Origin of the sequence: Kitasatospora sp. NPDC059599, assembly GCF_042735125.1 — a bacterium.
In the GTDB taxonomy this organism is placed as follows: Bacteria; Actinomycetota; Actinomycetes; order Streptomycetales; family Streptomycetaceae; genus Kitasatospora.
In genome coordinates, this window is record NZ_JBHWCL010000119.1 from 12,804 (window position 1) to 30,938 (window position 18,135).

The window sequence follows — 18,135 nt, forward strand, 5'->3', positions numbered from 1 at the left end:
GCCTCGGAGACCAGCGCTTCGGACGTCGGCGCCTCGGCCACCGGCACGTCGGAGCCGGGCGCCCCCGTGCCGAAGCTCCGGCTGGACGAACTCCTGGACGAGCTCCAGGCCCGGCTGGACGCCGCCCGCGGCACCCGCGACCGGGTGCACAGCCTGCTGGAGGCGGTGCTGGCGGTCGGGCGGGACCTGGAACTGACCCAGGCCCTGCAGCACATCGTGGAGGCGGCGGTCACCCTGGTGGACGCCGAGTACGGCGCGCTCGGCGTGATCGGCGAGGACCAGCGGCTGTCGCAGTTCATCCCGGTCGGGGTCACCGACGACCGGGTCAAACTGATCGGTGACCTGCCGTCCGGGCACGGCATCCTCGGCGAGCTGATCCGCCACCCCGAGCCGCTGCGGCTCAGCCGGCTCTCCGACCACGCGGCCTCCTACGGGTTCCCGGCCAACCATCCGCCGATGCGCAGCTTCCTGGGGGTGCCGATCCGGATCCGGGACAGGGTCTTCGGCAACCTCTACCTGACCGAGAAGCGCGGCGGCGGGGAGTTCGACGCCGAGGACGAGTCCGTCCTCGCCACCCTCGCCGTCGCCGCCGGGGTCGCCATCGACAACGCCCGGCTCTACGCCCGGGCCCGGCAGCGGCAGCGCTGGCTGGAGGCGAGTGCCGAGGTGACCAGCAGCCTGCTGTCGGGCAGCGCGGAGCAGGAGGTGCTGGACCTGCTGCTCGTCCGCGCCTCCGAGATCGCCGGCGCGGACCTCGCCGTCGTCGCCCTGCCGCTGCCGGACACCACGGAGCTGGAGGTGCGCATCGCCGTCGGGCTGGGCGAGGACGCGCACCGCGGCTTGGTGCTGCCGGTCGAGGGCTCGTTCATGGGCGCGGCCTTCCGCATCGGCGGGCTCGTGGTGAGCCCCGACGTCCAGAAGGACCCGAGGATCACCGCCGGGCCGCCGCGCTGGAAGGGCCTGGGCCCGGCGGTCGCGGTGCCCGTCGGCACGGCCGATCGCGGGATCCGCGGCGTGCTGCTGCTGGCCCGGGCCTCCGGCGCGCCGCTGTTCGAGGAGGACGAGTCCGGGCCGCTGCTCGGCTTCGCGGGGCAGGCCGCGGTGGCGATGGAACTCGCCGAGCGGCGCCGGGACTCGGAGCGGTTCGCGCTGCTGCAGGAGCGCGACCGGATCGCCCGCGACCTGCACGACCTCGCCATCCAGCGGCTCTTCGCGACCGGGATGACCCTGCAGGGCGCGACCCGCTTCATCGAGCACCCCGAGGCGACCGACCGGGTGCTGCGGGCCATCGACGACCTGGACGAGACCGCCAAGACCATCCGCGCCACCATCTTCGGCCTGCGCCTGCGCGAGCGGGGGCCGGCCGCGTCCGGCCTGCGGGCCCGCGTCGTCGAGGTCGTGGACCGCGCCGCCCGTTCCCTGGGCTTCGCCCCGACCCTGCGGATGACCGGGCTGCTCGACGTCACGGTGCCCGCCGAGGTCGCGGACGCGGCGGTCGCCGTCCTGGAGGAGGCCCTGTCCAACGCCGCCCGCCACGCCGGGGCCGCAACGGTGAAGGTCACCGTGGCCGCCGGTGACGAGCTGGCCGTGACGGTCACCGACGACGGGGTGGGTCTCCCCGGGGGCGGCCGCCGCAGCGGCCTCGCCAACCTCGCCGATCGGGCCACCGCCCTGGGCGGCGCCTTCACCGCCCGCACCCGCCCCGAGGGCGGCACGGAACTGCACTGGCGGGTCCCGCTGCCCGCCGACTGAGCGACCGACCGGGAAACCGGCCGGGAAACCGACGGTTCGCGACGGCGTTCCCACGCCGCCGCGGCGGTCGGATCGGCCGCGCACGGCCCGGCCCCGCGACCTGACGAGGGACCACCGGTCGGGCGACGGCCCGCCGGCCGGCTACCGGCGGGGGCGGTCCAGGACGTCGCCGGGGGCCAGGCGGGGTGTCGGGGCGCCTTCGGGGCCGTAGCCGAGGCGGATCAGGATCTGGACGTAGCCGGGGCCGCGGTGCGGGTCCCGGGCCTCCCACCGCAGGTAGGGCCACTCCATGGCCTGGTGCAGCAGGGACGCCCGGACGCCGTGGACGGTCGCGGCGAGCAGCACGTGTTCCAGGGCGAGGCCGGCCCGCAGCCAGTCCTGCGGGGTGTCGTGCCCGGTGGCGAGGACGGCCAGGCGGGGCTCCGCCTCGAAGAGCGCGGGGGCGTGGTGTTCGGCGGCGTGGAGCGCGGCGAAGTCGCGCATCGGCAGGTGGCCGGCCGCGTCCTGGGGGCCGAGCGCGTCGACCGGGATGCCGTACGGCGGGGTCGGGCCGGTGCGGATCCAGTTGCGGCTCTCGGTGCGCTGCGCCTCGTCGGTGGTGTTGCGGCGCTCGGCCTCGGCGGTGAGGTGCAGCAGCCGGGCGGTCTCCTGGTGGTCGGGCAGGTGGAGCAGGGCATCCTCGGAGCGGGCGGCCGTGGCCAGTTCGTCGAGGACGGCTGGCGGGACCGGCTCGCCGGTGAACGGGGTGCGGATGGAGTGGCGGCGCCAGATCGCCCCGTACAGCTGCTCGGTGCCCGGGGCCGGCGCACCCGCCGGGGCGTCCAGCCGGACGGCGGCGAACAGGTCGGGTTCGGACGGGTCGGGCAGCAGGCGCACCTCGGGGGCCCAGCCGAGGTGACGGGCGGCGACGCGCAGGTTGAGGACGGCCGCACCGACGGAGATGTGCAGCGCCCGGCCCTGCGGGTCGGCGGCCGGGACGGCACGGCTGCGGTCGGCGCGGACCTCCACGGTCGAGGTGTCCGGCTGGAGCCGGAAGCGCCAGGGCTGGCTGTTGTGGATCGAGGGTGCCGCGACCGCCGCGGAGACGAGCTTCTCCAGCGCGGAGGCGTCGAGGGCGAGGGTGGGCATGGCCGCCTCCAGGGTGCGTGGTCCGCCGGGATCAGCCGGCGGCGGGCGGATCGCCGCCGCGCAGGGTGTGCGGTCGGGCGCGGTACTCGTCGGGGTCGATCTCGCCGCGGGCGAGGCGTTCGGCGAGCACCGGGTCCGGGGTGGGCCGCTGCGGTGGTGTCAGGCGCGGCACGGGGGCTGTCGGGCCGTGCGGGGCCGTCCGGCCCGGGTACCGGACGAGGGCGATCCCGCCGAAGACCACGAGTGCCCGGAAGAGCAGCATGCTCAGGGTCATCAGGCCGAGGCCCCGGCCGTTCGTGCCGCCGTCGTTCCGGAACATCATCGCCGTCTCCTCGGCCGTGGCGGGAGTTCGCTCACCTCCACCGTGCGGCCGGCGGCCCGGGTGCCGCTTGGGCCGTTCGGCACTACCTGCGGGCCCGCTCGGGCCCGGCCGCTTCCCACGGGGTGCTCAGGACGGGCGGTGGTGCTGCTGGTCGGGGTCCGCGTGGGCGGCGAGGACGGCGGCCTGGAGGCGGCGTTCGACGCCCAGTTTGGCGAGCAGCCGGGAGACGTGGTTCTTCACCGTCTTCTCGGCGAGGTAGAGCTCCTGGCCGATCTGGCGGTTCGTCTTGCCCTCCCCCACCAGGGCGAGGATCTCCCGTTCGCGCGGGGTGAGGCCGGCGAGCGCCGCGTCGGCGTCGCTCTCCTCGTGGTGGCGCAGGTTCTCCATGAGCCTGCGGGTGGTGGCCGGGTCGAGCATGGACTGCCCGGAGGCGACCGTGCGGACCGCGCTGACCACGTCGGCGCCCTTGACCTCCTTGAGGACGTACCCGGCCGCGCCGGCCATGATCGCGTCGAGCAGGGCGTCGTCGTCGTCGAAGGACGTCAGCATCAGGCAGACCAGTGCGGGCTCCCGGTCGCGCAGTTCCCGGCAGACGTTCACACCGTCGCCGTCCGGGAGCCGTACGTCGAGCACGGCGACGTCGGGGCGCAGCGCCGGTACCCGGGCGAGGGCCTGGGCGCACGTGCCCGCCTCACCGACGACCTCGATGTCCGGTTCGGCCTCCAGGAGGTCGCGCACGCCGCGCCGCACCACCTCGTGGTCGTCCAGCAGGAAGACGCGTACGGGCCGGGGCGTGTCCATGGCCTCCTCCTCCGTGGGGCCGAACGGGCGGTGACACCACCGATTCTGCTCGTCGGCGCGGCCGGGCGCACCGCGCCGACCGGGCGGTGCGACAGCGGCCGGGCGCGTGCGGGGCCGCCGTCGCCGCGCCCGGTCGGGCCCGTCAGGCCGGCGCCGCGAGGCGCAGTTCGACGCCGACCACGCCGGGTACGGCGCGCACCAGGCGTTCCAGGAGCGGTGCGGACAGGGTGCCCGGCGGTGCGCCGGTCAGGGTGATCCGGCCGTTCTCGGAGCGGACGCCGGTGTCCACGGCGGCGCGCGGGCCGAGGGCGGCGGCCAGCTCGAAGCGGACCCGGTCGGCGAGTTCGCGGTCGTCCCCGGGGTAGACCTTCAGCAGGTCGCCGCGGCTGACGATGCCGACCAGGTAGTGCTGCCCGTCGACCACCGGGAGCCGTTTGAGGTGGCCGCGGGACATCGCCCGGGCGGCCTCGTTGAGCGGGCTGCCGGGGTGCACGGTGACGGCCGGCACGGACATCATCCGCCCGGCCGTCAGCGCGTCGGCGCGCTCGCCGTCGCGGTCCCGGGCAGTCAGCAGGTCGGCCTCGGAGACCACCCCGACCACCCGGCCGTCGCCGGTCAGCACGGGGACGGCGCTGATCCGCCAGCGCTGCAAGGTGTCGGCGATGTCGCGGAAGTCGGCGTCCCGGCCGACGGCCACCACGGCGTGGGTCATGACGTCGGCGACGGTGCTCGGTGTGCCGGTCATCGTGGCCTCCTTCGACGCGACGCGAAAGGCGCGGGTGTTCCGGGGCCCGCCCGGTGGCGTCCCCGGCCCGGGGCGGCACGGCGGCGGCCTCCGACGGTGGTCCCGCCTTCACTGTCCGTCGGCCGGGGAGCCTGCGGACAGGGCCGTACGGTCCTTGCTTCCCGGGCCGGTCCGGCCCGGGACGGCGCGACCTGTCGGCAGGGCGGCAGAACGGCAGGACGAGGAGGCCGTCCGGTGGACGGGTTGCCGGGCTGCCGGGCTGCCGGGCTGCCGGGCTGCCGGGCTGCCGGGCCGTGCTCTCACTCCCCCGGTGGGCCGGTCACGTCGAGCCTGCGGCGCCGGATCGCGCGCGAGGTACCGATACTCTCCCGCAGGCCCCGGTCACGCGCGGCGGCGCGTTCGTACCAGCGCCCGTAGCGGTCCGAGAACGCCACCGCGGACACCCCGTGCAGGAGCACGCTGAGGCCGACGGTGACCGCGACCACCCGGCCGACCAGCACGACCCCGGGGACCTGCTGCTCCGCGACCAGCAGCCCGAGCACGATCGACGCGAGCCCGCGCGGGCCGAACCAGCCGATGTAGGCCACGGTGGGCAGCTTCAGCCCGGTGCCGGCCAGGGAGAGGGCGACCGGGACCATCCGGACCACGGTGAGGCTGAGCACGGCGTAGCCGACGATGCCCCACCCGAGGTGTTCCAGGGCCGGGCCGAGCAGCACGGCGCCGAAGACCAGCAGGCTGAGCATGGCCAGCAGGTTGCCGAGGTCCTCGGCGAAGTCGGCGGTGTCGTCGCCGTCCGGCACCGGCACCGGCACCGCGGACGACGGCGCCGACGCCGACGCCGACGGGACGCTGCCGCTGCGGCGGCCGCTGCCGCGCATCGCGTACGCGAAGGCGAACCCGGCCACCCAGGCGGCGATGAAGCCGCTCCCACGGGTGACCGTGGCCAAGGCGTAGGCGCCCGCGGCGATCGCGAGGACGAGGATCTGCCGCCACTGCCGGGTGATCCAGCCGTGGTCGCGGGCGGACCGCAGCAACCGGCCGCCGGCCCCGCCGACGGCCAGGCCGAGGACGGTGCTGAGGAGCAGCGCCCGCCAGAACGTCCCGCCGACCCCTTCCTCGGCGTACGCCGTGCCCGGGATGGCCGCCAGGAACAGGACGAAGAACGGCAGCACCATGCCGTCGTTCAGCCCGCTCTCCACGTTGAGCCCCTGGCGCACCAGGCCGGGCACCCGCGGGTTGGCGATGGCGCCGGCGCCGAGCGCCGCGTCGGTCGGCGCCAGGACGGCGCCCACCAGGGCCGCTTCCCATCCGGTGAGCCCGGGGAGCAGCGGCCAGGCCAGCAGCCAGCCCGACGCGATGCTGAGCGCCAGGCCGATCCCGAGCAGCCGGACGGGCAGGGCGGCGCCGGTGCGCAGCTGTTCCGGGCGCACCGCCATGGCGTCGGTGAACAGGACCAGGGTCAGCGCCGCCTCCAGCAGGGTGAGCAGCGGTCCGCGGTCGTGCTCGGCGCTGATCAGGTCGAGGCCGACGGGCCCCGTGGCGATGCCGGCTCCCACGAACACGATGGGCGCGGACAGGGGGGTGCTCGCCAGGCGTCGCGAGGCGAGCGCGTAGGCGGCGGTGACACCGGCGACCGCCACACCGGCCCACCCGGCGCCGCTCACCGGCGCCGCGCCTCCCGCCGGCCCGTCCCGGGCGCGGACGGCGGCTGCGGCGGCTCGTTCATCGGGGCTCCCGGCACTCTCGCGCGGCCGTGGCGCCGCTGACCACCATTGCCCCGTAGGGCCCGACGAGCGGCACCCCGGGGTGATCCGTCCGGGGGACGGGTCCTGCGGGTCGCACGCACCCGGGCACCGCCCGGGAGCACCGCGGGGCCCGGCCCCGGGCGATCCCGGGGCCGGGCCGGTCGACAATGGTCGGGCTCGGAACACTCCTCCGCTGCGCCCGTCAGGACTGCCCCGGGCCTGTCAGGACTGCCCCGGGCCTGTCAGGACTGCCTCGGGCCCGTCAGGTCTCCTTCCTGGTCGTCCCGACACACAGGGCCCAGATGACGAAGGCGTCGATGACGATCAGGACGATCGCCCAGAACGGGTAGTAGGGCAGCCACAGGAAGTTGGCGATCATGCCCAGCCCGGCGACGACGACACCGACGGCACGGGCCCAGACGGCGCCGGTGAACAGCGCCACGCCCGCCAGGACGATGACGATCCCGAGGATCAGATGGATCCAGCCCCATCCCGTGGTGTTCATCGAATACACGTAGTGCCGGGTGACGACGATCAGGTCGTCCTTGGTGATGCCGGCGATCCCTTGGAAGATCGCCATGATGCCGCCGGCGATCAGCATGATCCCGGCGAAGACGGTCCACCCGGTCGCCATGGGGCGTCGCTCGGGGGCGTAGGGGGTGCGGCCCGCCTCGGTGGCACTGCTGGTCATGACATCGACTCCTTCGAGAGCAGCCGCCTCACCGGGAACGGGGAGGCGGGCGCGGAGAAGTTGGCCGGAGGGCCTCCGGGGAGACGACACGGCCTCGGATCGGAAGCCCTACGACCACGGTAGGGCCGAACCTCCGGCCCGGCCTGGGCCGCACGGACCACGGCGTTGGTCCGTCCGGCCTCGTCCGGCGCTCCTCTCCCGCACGGCAGGGCGTCTGCGGGGGCCCGGCCCCTACCGGGGCGATGCGTGACGCGTGGTCCCGACGCCTTCCGGCCCCTCAGGTGTGGGCCGGATGGCCCATGGCGGACCGGCCCCGCCCTGGGAACCTCGGAGGGGGGGATCGTCCTCACCGCATCCGGCCAAGGAGGCGAGACGAATGCGCGGCATCCATCACCACGTGTCACGTCCCGGCGTTGCCATCGGATCCGACGAGTTCGGACGACTCGGATGGCTCGTGCTCGGCTCCTCGGCGCTCCTCGCCGGCGCGGTCGCGCACGCCCTGTCGGGCGTCGTCTCGATCGCCAAGGGCACGACGTCTCCCGCCCCCGCGTCGGACCGGGCGGCGCGCCCTGCCGCCCTGACCCTCGACGAGAAGGAAGGGTGGTTCCTCATCGGTGCCCTGTTCCTGATGACCGGCGCGATGGTGCGCAGCTTCGCCCACGTCATCCGGAGCGTGCGGGCGGTCGTGCACCCCACCGCGCACCCGCAGGTACGGGCATGACGACCGCGACGGCACCACCGGCGTAACGGCCCGGGCACCCCCCGGACGAGGGCAAGGCGGTGGCGGTCACTCCCCCTCGGCGGCGGTCACTCCCCCTCGGCGGCGGCCGGTCGCCGCAGCCGCCGCAGGTAGGGGTCGAACGAGGGACGGCGTTCGAGCCGCACCCGGGCGTCCACGCACACGGCGCCGTCCCGGCGGGCGATGACGGGGTTGAGGTCGGTCTCGACCAGCTCCGGGAAGTCCTCGGCGAGCCGGGACAACCGGGCGAGGACGGAGCGGACCGCCGCGAGGTCCACGGGCGGCGCCCCGCCGGTGCCCGACAGCAGTGGTGCGCCGCGGAGTTCGGTGACCATGGTGGTCAGGTCGCGTTCGCAGAGCGGGGCGAGCCGGGCAGCCCGGTCGGCCAGCACCTCGGCGGCGGTGCCGCCCATGCCGAGGACGACCAGCGGGCCGAAGACCTGGTCCTGGACCACGCCCGCGAGCAGTTCGACGCCCGGCGCGGCCATCGGCTGGACCACCGCGCCGGCCAGCTCGGCGCCGAACCGCTCCGCGAACTCCCGGTAGGCGCAGCGCACTTCGTCGTCGGTGGCGAGGCCGGTGCGGACCGCGCCGAGCGCGCTCTTGTGGACCTGATCCGGCCAGTACGCCTTCAGGGCCGTCCGCCCGTCGTGTCCGTGCCGGCGCAGCGCCGTCGCCGCGGCGACGGCCGCGTGCTCGTCGCGGGCCCACACCGAGGTGACCAGCGGCAGCCCGTAGGCGTCCAGCAGGTCGGCGGTGGTCAGCGGGTCGAGCCAGCCGCCGCCGGGGTGAGCGGTGAGGAAGCCGTCGACCAGGCTGCGGGCGGTGGGCCGGTCGCAGCCGGGGACGTCGACCGGCACGGGCTGCGGTTCGGCGAGCCGGCGGGCGCGGTCGCGCGCGTGGGCGAGGGCCCGGGCGGCCGCGACGGAGTCCGAGTAGGCGGGCAGCAGCCCGCCGTCGGCGCAGGTGCGGTGCCGCACGGGCACCTGCTGGTCGAGCAGGACGGCGGCGATCGGGACGGCGCGGCGGGCCGGGCCCTCCAGCAGGGCGCGTGCCGGATCCTGGTCGGGAACCGCTCCGAGGGCCGTCGGCACCAGGCACACCAGGATCGCGTCGACGGCCTCGACGCGCTCCAACTCCCTCAGGAAGAGGGCGAGTTCGACCGGCCCTACCGCGGCCGTGGTGTCCACCGGGTTGCGGACGGAGGCTCCGGGCGGGAGGAACGTCGCGAGGCCTGCCGGGAGTTCCGGCAGCTCCAGTCCGGCCTCCGCGCAGGCGTCCGCGGCCAGGATGCCGATGCCGCCCGCGTTGGACACCACGGCGACCGCGCCGCGCGGAGCGGGCAGTGGCTGGGCGTGCAACAGGGCGGCTGCCTCGACCAGTTCGTCGATGCTGCGGACGGCGGTGATGCCCGCCTGGCGGAACAGCGCCTCGCGGGTGACGGTGGGGGTGGCGGCGGCCGCGGTGTGCGAGGCCGCGCCCCGGCGCCCGGCGGTCGAGCGGCCGGCGTCGACGGTGAGCACCGGGACGGTACGGGTGACCCGCCGGGCGGTGCGGCCGAAGGCGCGCGGGCTGCCGAAGGACTCCAGGTGGAGCAGCGCGAGGTCGGTCCGGCCGTCCGACTCCCACCACTGGAGCAGGTCGTTGCCGCTGACGTCGTACTTGTCGCCGAGCGAGACGAAGCTCGACACCCCGATGCCCAGCCAGGCCAGCCGCTGCAGCAGCGCGATGCCCACACCGCCGCTCTGCACGGCCACCCCGGCCGTGCCCGGCCTGGGGAAGGCGCCGCCGAACTCGGCGTCCAGCCGGACGGCGGGGTCGGTCTGCGCCAGGCCGAGGCTGTTGGGCCCGACCAGGCGCATGCTGTGCCGGCGGCAGGCCCGCATCAGGCGGCGGGCCTCCTGCGGGCCGAGGCCGGACGTGAGCACCGCCAGGGCCCGCACACCGGCCGCGCCGCACTCCTCCGCCACCCCGGGGACGGCGTCGGCGGGCACCGCCAGGACGACGAGGTCCGGCACGGCGGGCAGCGCGGCGACGTCCGGGTAGGCGAGCCTGCCGTCGATCTCGGCGGCGTGCGGGTTGACCGCCCACAGCGCTCCCGTGAAGCCGCCCTTCCGGATCTTCGCCAGGACGCTCCGCCCGACCGAGCCCTCCCGGCGGGACGCCCCGACGACGGCGACCGAGGCCGGGCGCAGCAGCGCCGTGAGGCTCGCCACGTCGGCCCGGCGGCCCCGTTCGTCCACCGCCGCGCGGTAGCGCTCGTCGCCCTCGTCCAGCGGCACCCTGAGCCTGACCTCGCCCTGCGCGTACCGGCGCTCGACGGGCAGCCCGAGGTCGGCGAAGACCCGGTGGACGGCCCGGTTGCCGGACAGCGTGTCGGCCTCGAAGAAGCGGACGCCGGCCGCGCGGGCGGCGTGCACCAGGTGTTCCAGCAGCAGGGTGGCGACGCCCCGGTGGTGCCAGCGGTCGGCCACCGCCAGCGCGAGCTCCGCCGTCCGCGGCGGGTCGTCCAGCAGTTCGCAGTCGGCCTCGCCGATCAGCTCCTCCCCCGCCCAGGCGCCGAACGCCAGCAGGCCGGCGCGCGGCGCCCCGCACAGCCGGGCGGCGGCCTGCGCGGGCGCGTTGCGGCTGACCCCGAAGAAGCGCATCCGGCGGCTCTCCTCGGACATCCCGGCGGCATGCAGGTCGAGGACCGCCCGCCGGTCGTCCGGGGCGAACGGCCGGATCCCGACGGTGGTGCCGTCGGCCAGCAGGGCCTCCGCCGTGGTCGGCGGTGGGACGGCGGACATGGCGTACCTCCTGGGCTTCACCACTCGCAGGGCATGCACCACCGGCGGGGCGGTCACCGCCTGCCGGGTGTCACCGACAGCGGGGCGTCACCGACAGCCGAGCGTCACCGACAGCCGGGGCGATCACCGACAGCCGGGGCGTTCACCGCCCGTGGGGCGTCACCGCCGCCCGGACCAGCCCGGCTCCACCTGCTCCCAGGCGGCCTCCCAGCTCCGCTCGGCCCGCCGGTCCAGCCGGCGGCGGCACAGCACGAACCAGCCCTCCGTGACGAACCCGAGCGCGGCGACCGTGCCCAGGCCCGTCAGGACGGCGTCCGAGACGATCAGTCCGGTCGGCCGGGGGGCACCGACCGGCCGGCCTGCGTCGCTCAGCCCGACCGGGACGGCCGTCCCGACGGACGTGCCGTCCGGCACGGGGACGAAGCCGGAACCGGGGCCGACCGGGTACGTCCACCGGGCCGGCGCGTGCTCCCGCACACGGCCCGCCCCGGGGTCGACCACCTGCGCCGGGCCCGTGGTGACGGCGGTGACGACGTGCCGGTGCCGGGCCAGCCGCGTCGCGTCGCGCGTCTGCGCCCCGTACACGAGCACCGCCGCGACCACCGCCAGGACGGAGGCGACGAGGAGCATCAGCGCCACCCCGGTGATCAGGCCGCTGTACACCCGGTCGAGCGGGCGGCAGAGCGGGTTGTGATCACGGCCGGCGGCCCGGCGGACGTGCCCGCGCAGGGAGGTGTGGGAGGCGGGGTGACCGGGCGGGGTGGCTGCGACGGACATCACGCGCCTCCTCCGTGCCACGGGGCTTCTGCTCTCAGGATCAGTCTGCCGGGCCGGTGCCCGATCTCCGAGGGCCGGACGGCCCCGGTCCCGGGTCCCGAGGGCCCACCCGGGCCACCGGGCGGTGGCGACGCGAACGGTGGCGACGCGAACGGTGGCGACGCAGGCCGTGGCGACGCGGGCGGTCGCGCGGGCGGTGGCGGCCCGGATGGTGGCGACGCGGGCGGTGGGATGGGGTCGCCGGTCTCCGCCGGCCGGGCCGGTCGGCCCTCGCGGCGGGCCGGGACCGGTGCCTAGCGTGGGAGCAGGCCCGCAGCGCCGAACCCGAGGAGGACCGCCATGACCCCCGCGAACTCCGACAGCCCCGGCCGCTCCGTCGTCCTCGGTGTCGACGCCCACGACACCGGCCCGATGGCCGCCGCCTGGGCCGCCGACGAGGCCGACCGCCGGGGCCTGTCGCTGCGCCTGGTGCACGCCGTCCCGACCCTGTACCGCGAGTTCCGGCCCTTCGACGAGGACCGCTACCACAAGGCCCTGCGCGAGCGGGCCGAGCAGGCCCTCGACCGGGCCGCCGACGTGGCCTGGGGCCGGCACCCCGGGCTGGCCCTGACGACCGACGTCCCCGAGGAGGTCCCGGCGCCGGCGCTGTGCCGGGAATCCCGTCACGCCGCGCTCGTCGTCCTCGGCTCCCGCCGACTGGGCCGGGCCGCGGAGGTGCTGAGCACCTACTCGGTGGCCGTCCCGGTGAGCGCCCAGGCGCACTGCCCGGTGGTCGTGGTCCGCAACCCCGAGCACACCACCCAGGACCCGCCGTACGTCGTCCTCGGCGTGGACGGCAGCCCGTCGTCCGCACCCGCCGTCGACTTCGCCTTCGACTTCGCGGCCGAGCGCGGGGCCGTCCTGCGCGTCCTCTGGGTCTGGCAGCGCCCGCCGGTCGGCAACCTCGACGACGACGCGACCGACCGGATCCTGCGCCGACTGCTCTTCGAGTCCACCGTCGGCCGCCACGACCGCCACCCCGACGTCACCGTGACCCACGAACTGGTCCGCGGCCACCCGGTCGAGGAACTCGCCCGGGCCTCCGAGCACGCCCTCGCCGTGGTCGTCGGCCGCCGGGGCGGCGGGGGCTTCACCGGCATGCGGCTCGGCTCCGTCCCGTACGGCCTGCTGCACCGCGCGCACTGCCCGGTCGTGACGGTTCCGGCCACCTACCCGTAGGGCGTCGCCCGGTCGCGGAGCGGGAGAGCACCGCGATCCACCGGGCCCGCCCCGCCGAGGGGCCCCTCCACCGACGGGCCCGACCATCAACGGGTCCGACCGCCGGCGGACCTTCCGGCGACGGACCATCCGGCGACGGACCTTCCGGCGACCGGAACGGGTCGAACGGCCCATCTCCGCAGGACAGTTCCGGAGCGAGGCTGGAAGCGAGGAAAGGTGGAGACCATGCACACCGTGATCGTGTACGAGAGCATGTACGGCAACACCCGGGAGATCGCCGAGGCGATCGCCGAGGGCGTCCACGAGGCCGACCCCGGAGCGGCCGTCGACTGCCTCCCGGTGGCCGAGGTCAGCGAGGACGTCACCCGTTCCGCGGACCTGCTGGTGGTCGGCGGACCGACGCACATGCACGGCATGTCCTCCGGGCTGAGCCGCCGGATGGCCGCCAGTGCCGAGGGTCACAAGGAGGGCCACGAGAAGGCCGCCGAAGAGGCCCGCGCGACGGCCGAGGGCCCGGGCCTGCGGGCCTGGTTCCACGACCTCCCGAAGACCGAACCCGGCACCCACGCCGCCGCGTTCGACACCCGGGTCGACATGGCCAGGTCCGGCGGCGCCGCCAACGGCATCGCCCACCGGCTCTCCCACCACCGCTACGACATGGTCGCCGAACCCGAGGGATTCATCGTGGAGGACAACGACGGGCCGCTGCGCGCCGGCGAACTCGACCGCGCCCGCGCCTGGGGCGCGAAGCTGGTCTGACCCCTGACCCCTGACCCCCGGCCGCGGCCCGGCTCCTGCTCCCGACCCTGAACTCACAGTCTGAGCACCACTGCTGACGGAGACTCAGTCGGTGCTTCGGCACACGTCGGCGCGCACACAGCCCCGCGCGATCGCGAGCCCACGGCACACCGCCATCAGGACGCGCCGGACGCGGGCTGCTGCGCGTCGACCAGGATCTGGCCCGCCGGGGTCCGGTAGTAGAGGACCGAGCGGCCCGCGCGGCGGCGCCGGACCAGCCGGGCTTCGCGCAGGATCCGCAGGTGCCGGCCGACCGAGCCCAGGGTCTGACCGGTGAGGGCCACCAACTGGGTGGTGGTCTTCGGCGTGTCGAGGAGGGTGAGGAGTTCGGCGCGGGCGGCACCGAGCAGGGCGGCCAGGGCCTTCGGTACGGGGCGGCGCTCGTCGTCGACGAGGACGCCCGAGCACGGGTAGACGACCGCGTACCGCCGGGCGTGGAGCGTGCGCCGTCCGCCGGCCGCCGGGGCGTCCCAGCAGACCCAGCTCTGGGCCGGGGTGACGGGGACGAACATCAGCCGGGCGCCGGAGAGTTCCCGCGGCGGGCCGTCGCAGTCGGTGATCTGCAGCCGGTCCGCTCCGAGCCAGCGCATGCCGGGCCGCATCCCGTCGAGGGTGACGGCCCAGCCGTCCCGGCCGAGCCGGGCGGTCCGGGCGACGACGTCGGCCTCGATGATCCGGCGACGGCGCGGCCAGGAGGGCCGGACGGTCTCGGTCCACACCCGTTCCAGCAGGTCCGCGGCGCGCCGGGCGAGGTCGTCGCGGCGCAGCCGGTCCGGCAGCGGGCCGCCGAGGGTCTCGGCGAGGTCGGCGCGCACCACGGCGGGCGGGGTGTCGCGGACCTGCTCCAGTTCCTCGGCGAACGTCGGGTCGCCGTCGCCGAGGGGGGTGGGGGTGAGGAAGGTGGCGTTCCACCGGTGCCCGAGCGCGGCCGCGACCAGGGCCGCGGTGACGGGCTCCTCGGCCAGGTGGCCGCGGTATCCGGCGAGGTGGGTGGTGAGCCAGTGGTGTTCGCCCGGGTGCGCCGCGCCGGCGCGGTGCAGGGTCTTCAGGGCGGCGAGCGTCTCGGCCAGGGGGGAGGTGACGAACCGTCCCCCGGCGAGGGTGTCCGCGTCGATCCGCCACCAGCCCATCGTTTCGCCTCCCTGCGAAAGACTGACGACCGGTCGGTCGCCCCGAAGAGACTCTGCCGCATGCGTACGTATCGGGAGCTCTTCCGTACCGCCGAGTTCACCCCGCTCCTCCTCGCCTCGGCCGGGCAGACCGCCGCCCAGACGGTGGGCGGGCTCGCCCTCGGCATCCTGGTGTTCGAGCGGACGGAGTCGGCCCTGTTGTCCTCCCTGGCCATGTTCGGCCCCGCGCTGGCCCAGGTCGTCGGCGCGGCCACCGTGCTGTCCGGGGCGGACCGGCTGCCGCCGCGCGCCGCCCTGACCGGTCTCGGTCTGCTGTTCTGCGCGGGCACGGCCGTGCAGGCCGTGCCGGGGCTGCCGGTCGGGGCCGTGTTCGCGGTGCTGCTGGTGCTCGGCGTCGTCGGTTCGGTGGGCGGCGGGGTGCGGTACGGGCTGCTCAACGAGGTGCTGACCCGGGACGGCTACCTGCTCGGGCGGTCCGTCCTCACCATGTCGGCCGGGGTCGTCCAGATCGGCGGCTTCGCGGTCGGCGGCGCACTGGTGGCACTGCTCTCGGCGCGCGGCACGCTGCTGTCGGCCGCCGGCCTGTACCTGCTGGCCGCCGCGGTGGCGCGGCTCGGGCTGAGCCGGCGCCCGCCCCGGCACACCGGCAGGACGTCGGTCGCCGGGACGTGGCGCACCGACGCGCTGCTCTGGTCGTCCGTGCCGCGCCGGTACGTCTACCTCGCGCTGTGGGTGCCGAACGGCCTGGTCGTCGGCGTGGAGTCGCTGTACGTCCCGTACGCGCCCCGTGACGCGGGCCTGCTGTTCGCCTGCGGGGCGGGCGGCATGCTGGTCGGCGACGCCGTCGCGGGCCGCTTCCTGCCCGCCGGGTGGCGGGACCGGCTGGCCGTCCCGCTGTGCGTCCTGCTCGCCGCCCCGTACCTGTTCTTCGCGTTCGACCCGGGGCTGCCGCTCGCCCTGGTGCTGGTCACGCTCGCCACCTCCGGGTACGCGTCGGGGCTGCTGCTGCAGGAGCGGCTGGTGGCGCTGACGCCCGACGAGCTGAGCGGGCAGGCGCTCGGCCTGCACGGTGGGGGATGCTCACCCTGCAGGGGGTCGGTGCGGCGGCGGCCGGCGCGGCGGCCGAGCTGACGTCCCCGGCCACCGCGATGGCGGCGACCGCGGCGGCATCGCTGACCGCCACCCTGCTGCTGGCCCCGGGGCTGCGCCGCTCCCGGACGCCGGACCCGACGCCGGGCCGGACACCGGGCCGGGCGGCGGACCGGGCGGCAGCCGCGCCGGGGAAGCAGGAGGCCCTCCCCGCGCCGGAGTAGGCCCCGGCACGGCCGGGGCGGCACACCGCCGTTCCCGGGTCCGCCACCCGACCGTTCCCGGGCTACCGCCCGGCGATCCGGACGACGCCCGTCACCGTCCCCTGCAGGACGACGCCGCCGGGCGCGATGGTCCCGGCCATCCGGAGGGTGTCGTAGCGGAAGCCGCTGCCCGGCCACGCGCGCCGCACGACGGTCCCGGTCCGCGGGTCGATCTCGGCATAGGGGTACGGGTCGAGGATCGTGGTCGCGTCGCTGCCCGGAAGGACCGGTTCGCGCAGGACGGTGTGGATCAGTCCGTCGCCCGTGGACAGGAAGGGCACCGCGGCGGAGCGCAGAGCGGTGTCCCGGACGAGGTCGCAGCCGGACCCGTCGGGACGGACGTCCACCCGGGACGGGTCCTCCCGTCGACCACCCGCGTCAGGCCGTCGCGAGCGAGACCTCGGTGGACTTGATGAGCGCGACGACCGGGGACCCGGCCGCCAGGCCGAGTTCGGTCACGGCCTCCCTGGTGATGGCCGCGGTCAGCTCGCCGCCGTCGACGGCGACCTTCACCGTCGCCATGGCGGCACCGGTCGCCACGTCGACCACCGTGCCGGGGATCCGGTTGCGGATGCTCAGACCGGACACCGGTCCGGTCGCGAGCGAGACCTCGGTGGACTTCACCAAGGCGCGCACGGCGGTGCCCTCGGCGAGGCCGAGGTCCTTGACGGCGTCGGCGGTCACGGCCGCCGTGATCTCCTGACCACCGTCCAGGCGGGCCTTCACCGTCGCCATCGCCTCGCCCGTGGTCACGGAGATGACGGTGCCGGGGATCTGGTTGCGGATGCTCAGGCTCATGGGATCGACCTCACGTCTCGGGGGCATCGGACCCTCGTCCTGCCCTGCGTCCACCACCGTAATCACCAGGTCAGCGGCCTGCAGAGGCCTCCTCGCGGATGCCAACGAGCACCGCCGGAGCCGGCCGCAGATCGGAGGCCGCCGATCTTCCGTCCCACGATCCGACACGGCGGCGGGACACCCGCGAGGCCGGGGCCTCGCGTCCGCGCGCCCTCGGGGCGTACGCGTCCGGAGGCCCCGCCGGGTGGCGCGCGTCCTGCGGACCGGCTCCCGCGGTGGACCGGTTAGGTCGTTTGACGGAGACCCGGTCGAGTCGGGTCGTGTAGAGACGGTCTCCGTGTCCGTACGTCATGTGACTGTTCCGCCCGGGCCGGTGCGCACGCCATGCTCGTCACGGGCCGCCGGTCACCGCCGGCCGGCCAGTGCGACGACCATGGAAACAGGTGACGATGAAGAACTTCTTGACACGAGGTCAGGACCGCAAGGCCACGGACACGGACACCACCACCGGGACCACCGGGACCGGCCGCGGCCGGCGCGGGATCGCCACGCTCGTCGGCGCCGGCGCGCTGCTGCTCACCCTCCCCGGGACCGCCGCCCAGGCGGACTCCCTGCCCAACCTGCCCCAGCGGGCGGGCGGTTACGAGGCGTCGTTCTCGCCCGCCTACGACTACGACGTCGACGGCTGCTACGCGGTCTCCGCCATCGCCCCGGACGGCACCCTCAACCCGGGCCTGAAGACCACCGGCGCCATCAACGGGAACTGCCGCGACCAGTCCGACCTGGACCGGTCCCAGACCTACGCCCGCTCCAAGTGCAACAACGGCTGGTGCGCCATCGTGTACGCCAGCTACTTCGAGAAGGACCAGACGGTGCAGGGCTCGGGCGGCCACCGCCACGACTGGGAGCACGTCATCTCCTGGGTCAAGCAGTCGTCCAACCAGGTCGAGTACCTGAGCCTGACCCAGCACAGCAGCCAGGCCACGTACCCGCGTTCGTCCGTGCGGTTCGACGGCAGCCACCCCAAGGTCGTCTACCACAAGGACGGCCTGCCCGGCCTCACCCACCTGTTCCGGCTGGCCAACAACAACGACGAGCCGCCGGAGAACCACTACCACAACTGGCGCCAGCCCCCCATCGTCGACTGGAACGGCTGGCCCAGCACCTGGCTGCGCGACCGGCTGAACAACGCCGACTTCGGATCGGCCACCATCAAGACGACCGACAAGGACGACCGCTTCCGCAACCTCCTCAACGCGTCGAAGCCCGCGGGTATCCCGTTCAACCCCTGGGCCTGACGCCGTCGACACCGCCCGGGCCCGGTGCTTCCCCCGTACACCGGGCCCGGGC

16 protein-coding genes and 1 pseudogene are annotated in these 18,135 nt (G+C 75.6%); 6 read left to right on the forward strand and 11 right to left on the reverse strand.

Annotation, left to right across the window (positions count from 1 at the left end; translation table 11 throughout):
• The first annotated feature begins 66 nt into the window (after window positions 1-66).
• The gene (locus ACFV04_RS31845) at window positions 67-1,752 is read left to right on the forward strand and encodes a GAF domain-containing protein (RefSeq protein ID WP_380335367.1); all 1,686 of its coding nucleotides are present in this window, start codon (window positions 67-69) and stop codon (window positions 1,750-1,752) included.
• A gap of 141 nt (window positions 1,753-1,893) precedes the next feature.
• On the opposite strand, the gene ACFV04_RS31850 is transcribed toward ACFV04_RS31845, so the two are convergent.
• The 6 genes from ACFV04_RS31850 to ACFV04_RS31875 all read right to left on the reverse strand — a co-directional run bounded on the left by ACFV04_RS31850 (window position 1,894) and on the right by ACFV04_RS31875 (window position 7,184).
• Complete coding sequence (locus tag ACFV04_RS31850; RefSeq protein ID WP_380334748.1) at window positions 1,894-2,880, reverse strand: Acg family FMN-binding oxidoreductase; 987 nt, start codon at window positions 2,878-2,880, stop codon at window positions 1,894-1,896.
• A gap of 31 nt (window positions 2,881-2,911) precedes the next feature.
• Window positions 2,912-3,202 carry an SHOCT domain-containing protein gene (locus tag ACFV04_RS31855; protein WP_380534263.1) on the reverse strand — a complete coding sequence of 97 codons (291 nt, stop codon included), beginning with the start codon at window positions 3,200-3,202 and terminating at the stop codon, window positions 2,912-2,914.
• Between the two features lie 126 nt (window positions 3,203-3,328).
• Window positions 3,329-4,003, reverse strand: a complete 675-nt coding sequence (locus tag ACFV04_RS31860; protein ID WP_380334745.1) for a response regulator — start codon at window positions 4,001-4,003, stop codon at window positions 3,329-3,331.
• Between the two features lie 142 nt (window positions 4,004-4,145).
• Window positions 4,146-4,748 (reverse strand): CBS domain-containing protein, encoded by a 603-nt coding sequence (locus ACFV04_RS31865; RefSeq protein ID WP_380534265.1) that lies wholly within the window; start codon window positions 4,746-4,748, stop codon window positions 4,146-4,148.
• Between the two features lie 299 nt (window positions 4,749-5,047).
• Entirely contained in the window at window positions 5,048-6,412 is a 1,365-nt protein-coding gene (locus tag ACFV04_RS31870) for a cation:proton antiporter (protein WP_380534267.1), read from the reverse strand.
• Between the two features lie 343 nt (window positions 6,413-6,755).
• Window positions 6,756-7,184, reverse strand: coding sequence for a hypothetical protein (locus ACFV04_RS31875; protein ID WP_380334737.1), 429 nt, complete (start codon window positions 7,182-7,184; stop codon window positions 6,756-6,758).
• A 376-nt stretch (window positions 7,185-7,560) separates the two neighbouring features.
• On the opposite strand from ACFV04_RS31875, the gene ACFV04_RS31880 reads away from it, so the two are divergent.
• Window positions 7,561-7,905: a hypothetical protein gene (locus ACFV04_RS31880; protein ID WP_380334735.1), complete on the forward strand. Its 345-nt coding sequence runs from the start codon at window positions 7,561-7,563 to the stop codon at window positions 7,903-7,905.
• Window positions 7,906-7,991: 86 nt separating this feature from the next.
• Here the strand turns inward: ACFV04_RS31880 and ACFV04_RS31885 are convergent, their stop codons facing one another.
• Both ACFV04_RS31885 and ACFV04_RS31890 read right to left on the reverse strand, forming a co-directional pair.
• On the reverse strand, window positions 7,992-10,712 hold the full coding sequence (locus tag ACFV04_RS31885; protein ID WP_380534270.1) for a GNAT family N-acetyltransferase: 2,721 nt from the start codon (window positions 10,710-10,712) through the stop codon (window positions 7,992-7,994).
• Window positions 10,713-10,871: 159 nt separating this feature from the next.
• On the reverse strand, window positions 10,872-11,489 hold the full coding sequence (locus ACFV04_RS31890) for a hypothetical protein (RefSeq protein WP_380334730.1): 618 nt from the start codon (window positions 11,487-11,489) through the stop codon (window positions 10,872-10,874).
• Between the two features lie 339 nt (window positions 11,490-11,828).
• On the opposite strand from ACFV04_RS31890, the gene ACFV04_RS31895 reads away from it, so the two are divergent.
• Both ACFV04_RS31895 and ACFV04_RS31900 read left to right on the forward strand, forming a co-directional pair.
• A complete protein-coding gene (locus ACFV04_RS31895; protein WP_380534272.1) occupies window positions 11,829-12,707 on the forward strand; it encodes a universal stress protein in 879 nt (292 codons plus the stop codon).
• A gap of 225 nt (window positions 12,708-12,932) precedes the next feature.
• A complete protein-coding gene (locus ACFV04_RS31900) occupies window positions 12,933-13,466 on the forward strand; it encodes a flavodoxin family protein (protein WP_380334724.1) in 534 nt (177 codons plus the stop codon).
• A gap of 155 nt (window positions 13,467-13,621) precedes the next feature.
• On the opposite strand, the gene ACFV04_RS31905 is transcribed toward ACFV04_RS31900, so the two are convergent.
• A complete protein-coding gene (locus tag ACFV04_RS31905) occupies window positions 13,622-14,635 on the reverse strand; it encodes an ArsR family transcriptional regulator (protein ID WP_380534274.1) in 1,014 nt (337 codons plus the stop codon).
• A 60-nt stretch (window positions 14,636-14,695) separates the two neighbouring features.
• On the opposite strand from ACFV04_RS31905, the pseudogene ACFV04_RS31910 reads away from it, so the two are divergent.
• Window positions 14,696-15,948: pseudogene (locus ACFV04_RS31910) on the forward strand (MFS transporter).
• A gap of 62 nt (window positions 15,949-16,010) precedes the next feature.
• Here the strand turns inward: ACFV04_RS31910 and ACFV04_RS31915 are convergent.
• Window positions 16,011-16,334 (reverse strand): hypothetical protein, encoded by a 324-nt coding sequence (locus ACFV04_RS31915; RefSeq protein ID WP_380534276.1) that lies wholly within the window; start codon window positions 16,332-16,334, stop codon window positions 16,011-16,013.
• Window positions 16,335-16,365: 31 nt separating this feature from the next.
• On the reverse strand, window positions 16,366-16,785 hold the full coding sequence (locus tag ACFV04_RS31920) for a molybdopterin-binding protein (RefSeq protein WP_380334714.1): 420 nt from the start codon (window positions 16,783-16,785) through the stop codon (window positions 16,366-16,368).
• Between the two features lie 449 nt (window positions 16,786-17,234).
• On the opposite strand from ACFV04_RS31920, the gene ACFV04_RS31925 reads away from it, so the two are divergent.
• The gene (locus tag ACFV04_RS31925; RefSeq protein ID WP_380534278.1) at window positions 17,235-18,083 is read left to right on the forward strand and encodes an NPP1 family protein; all 849 of its coding nucleotides are present in this window, start codon (window positions 17,235-17,237) and stop codon (window positions 18,081-18,083) included.
• The last annotated feature ends 52 nt before the right edge of the window (window positions 18,084-18,135 follow it).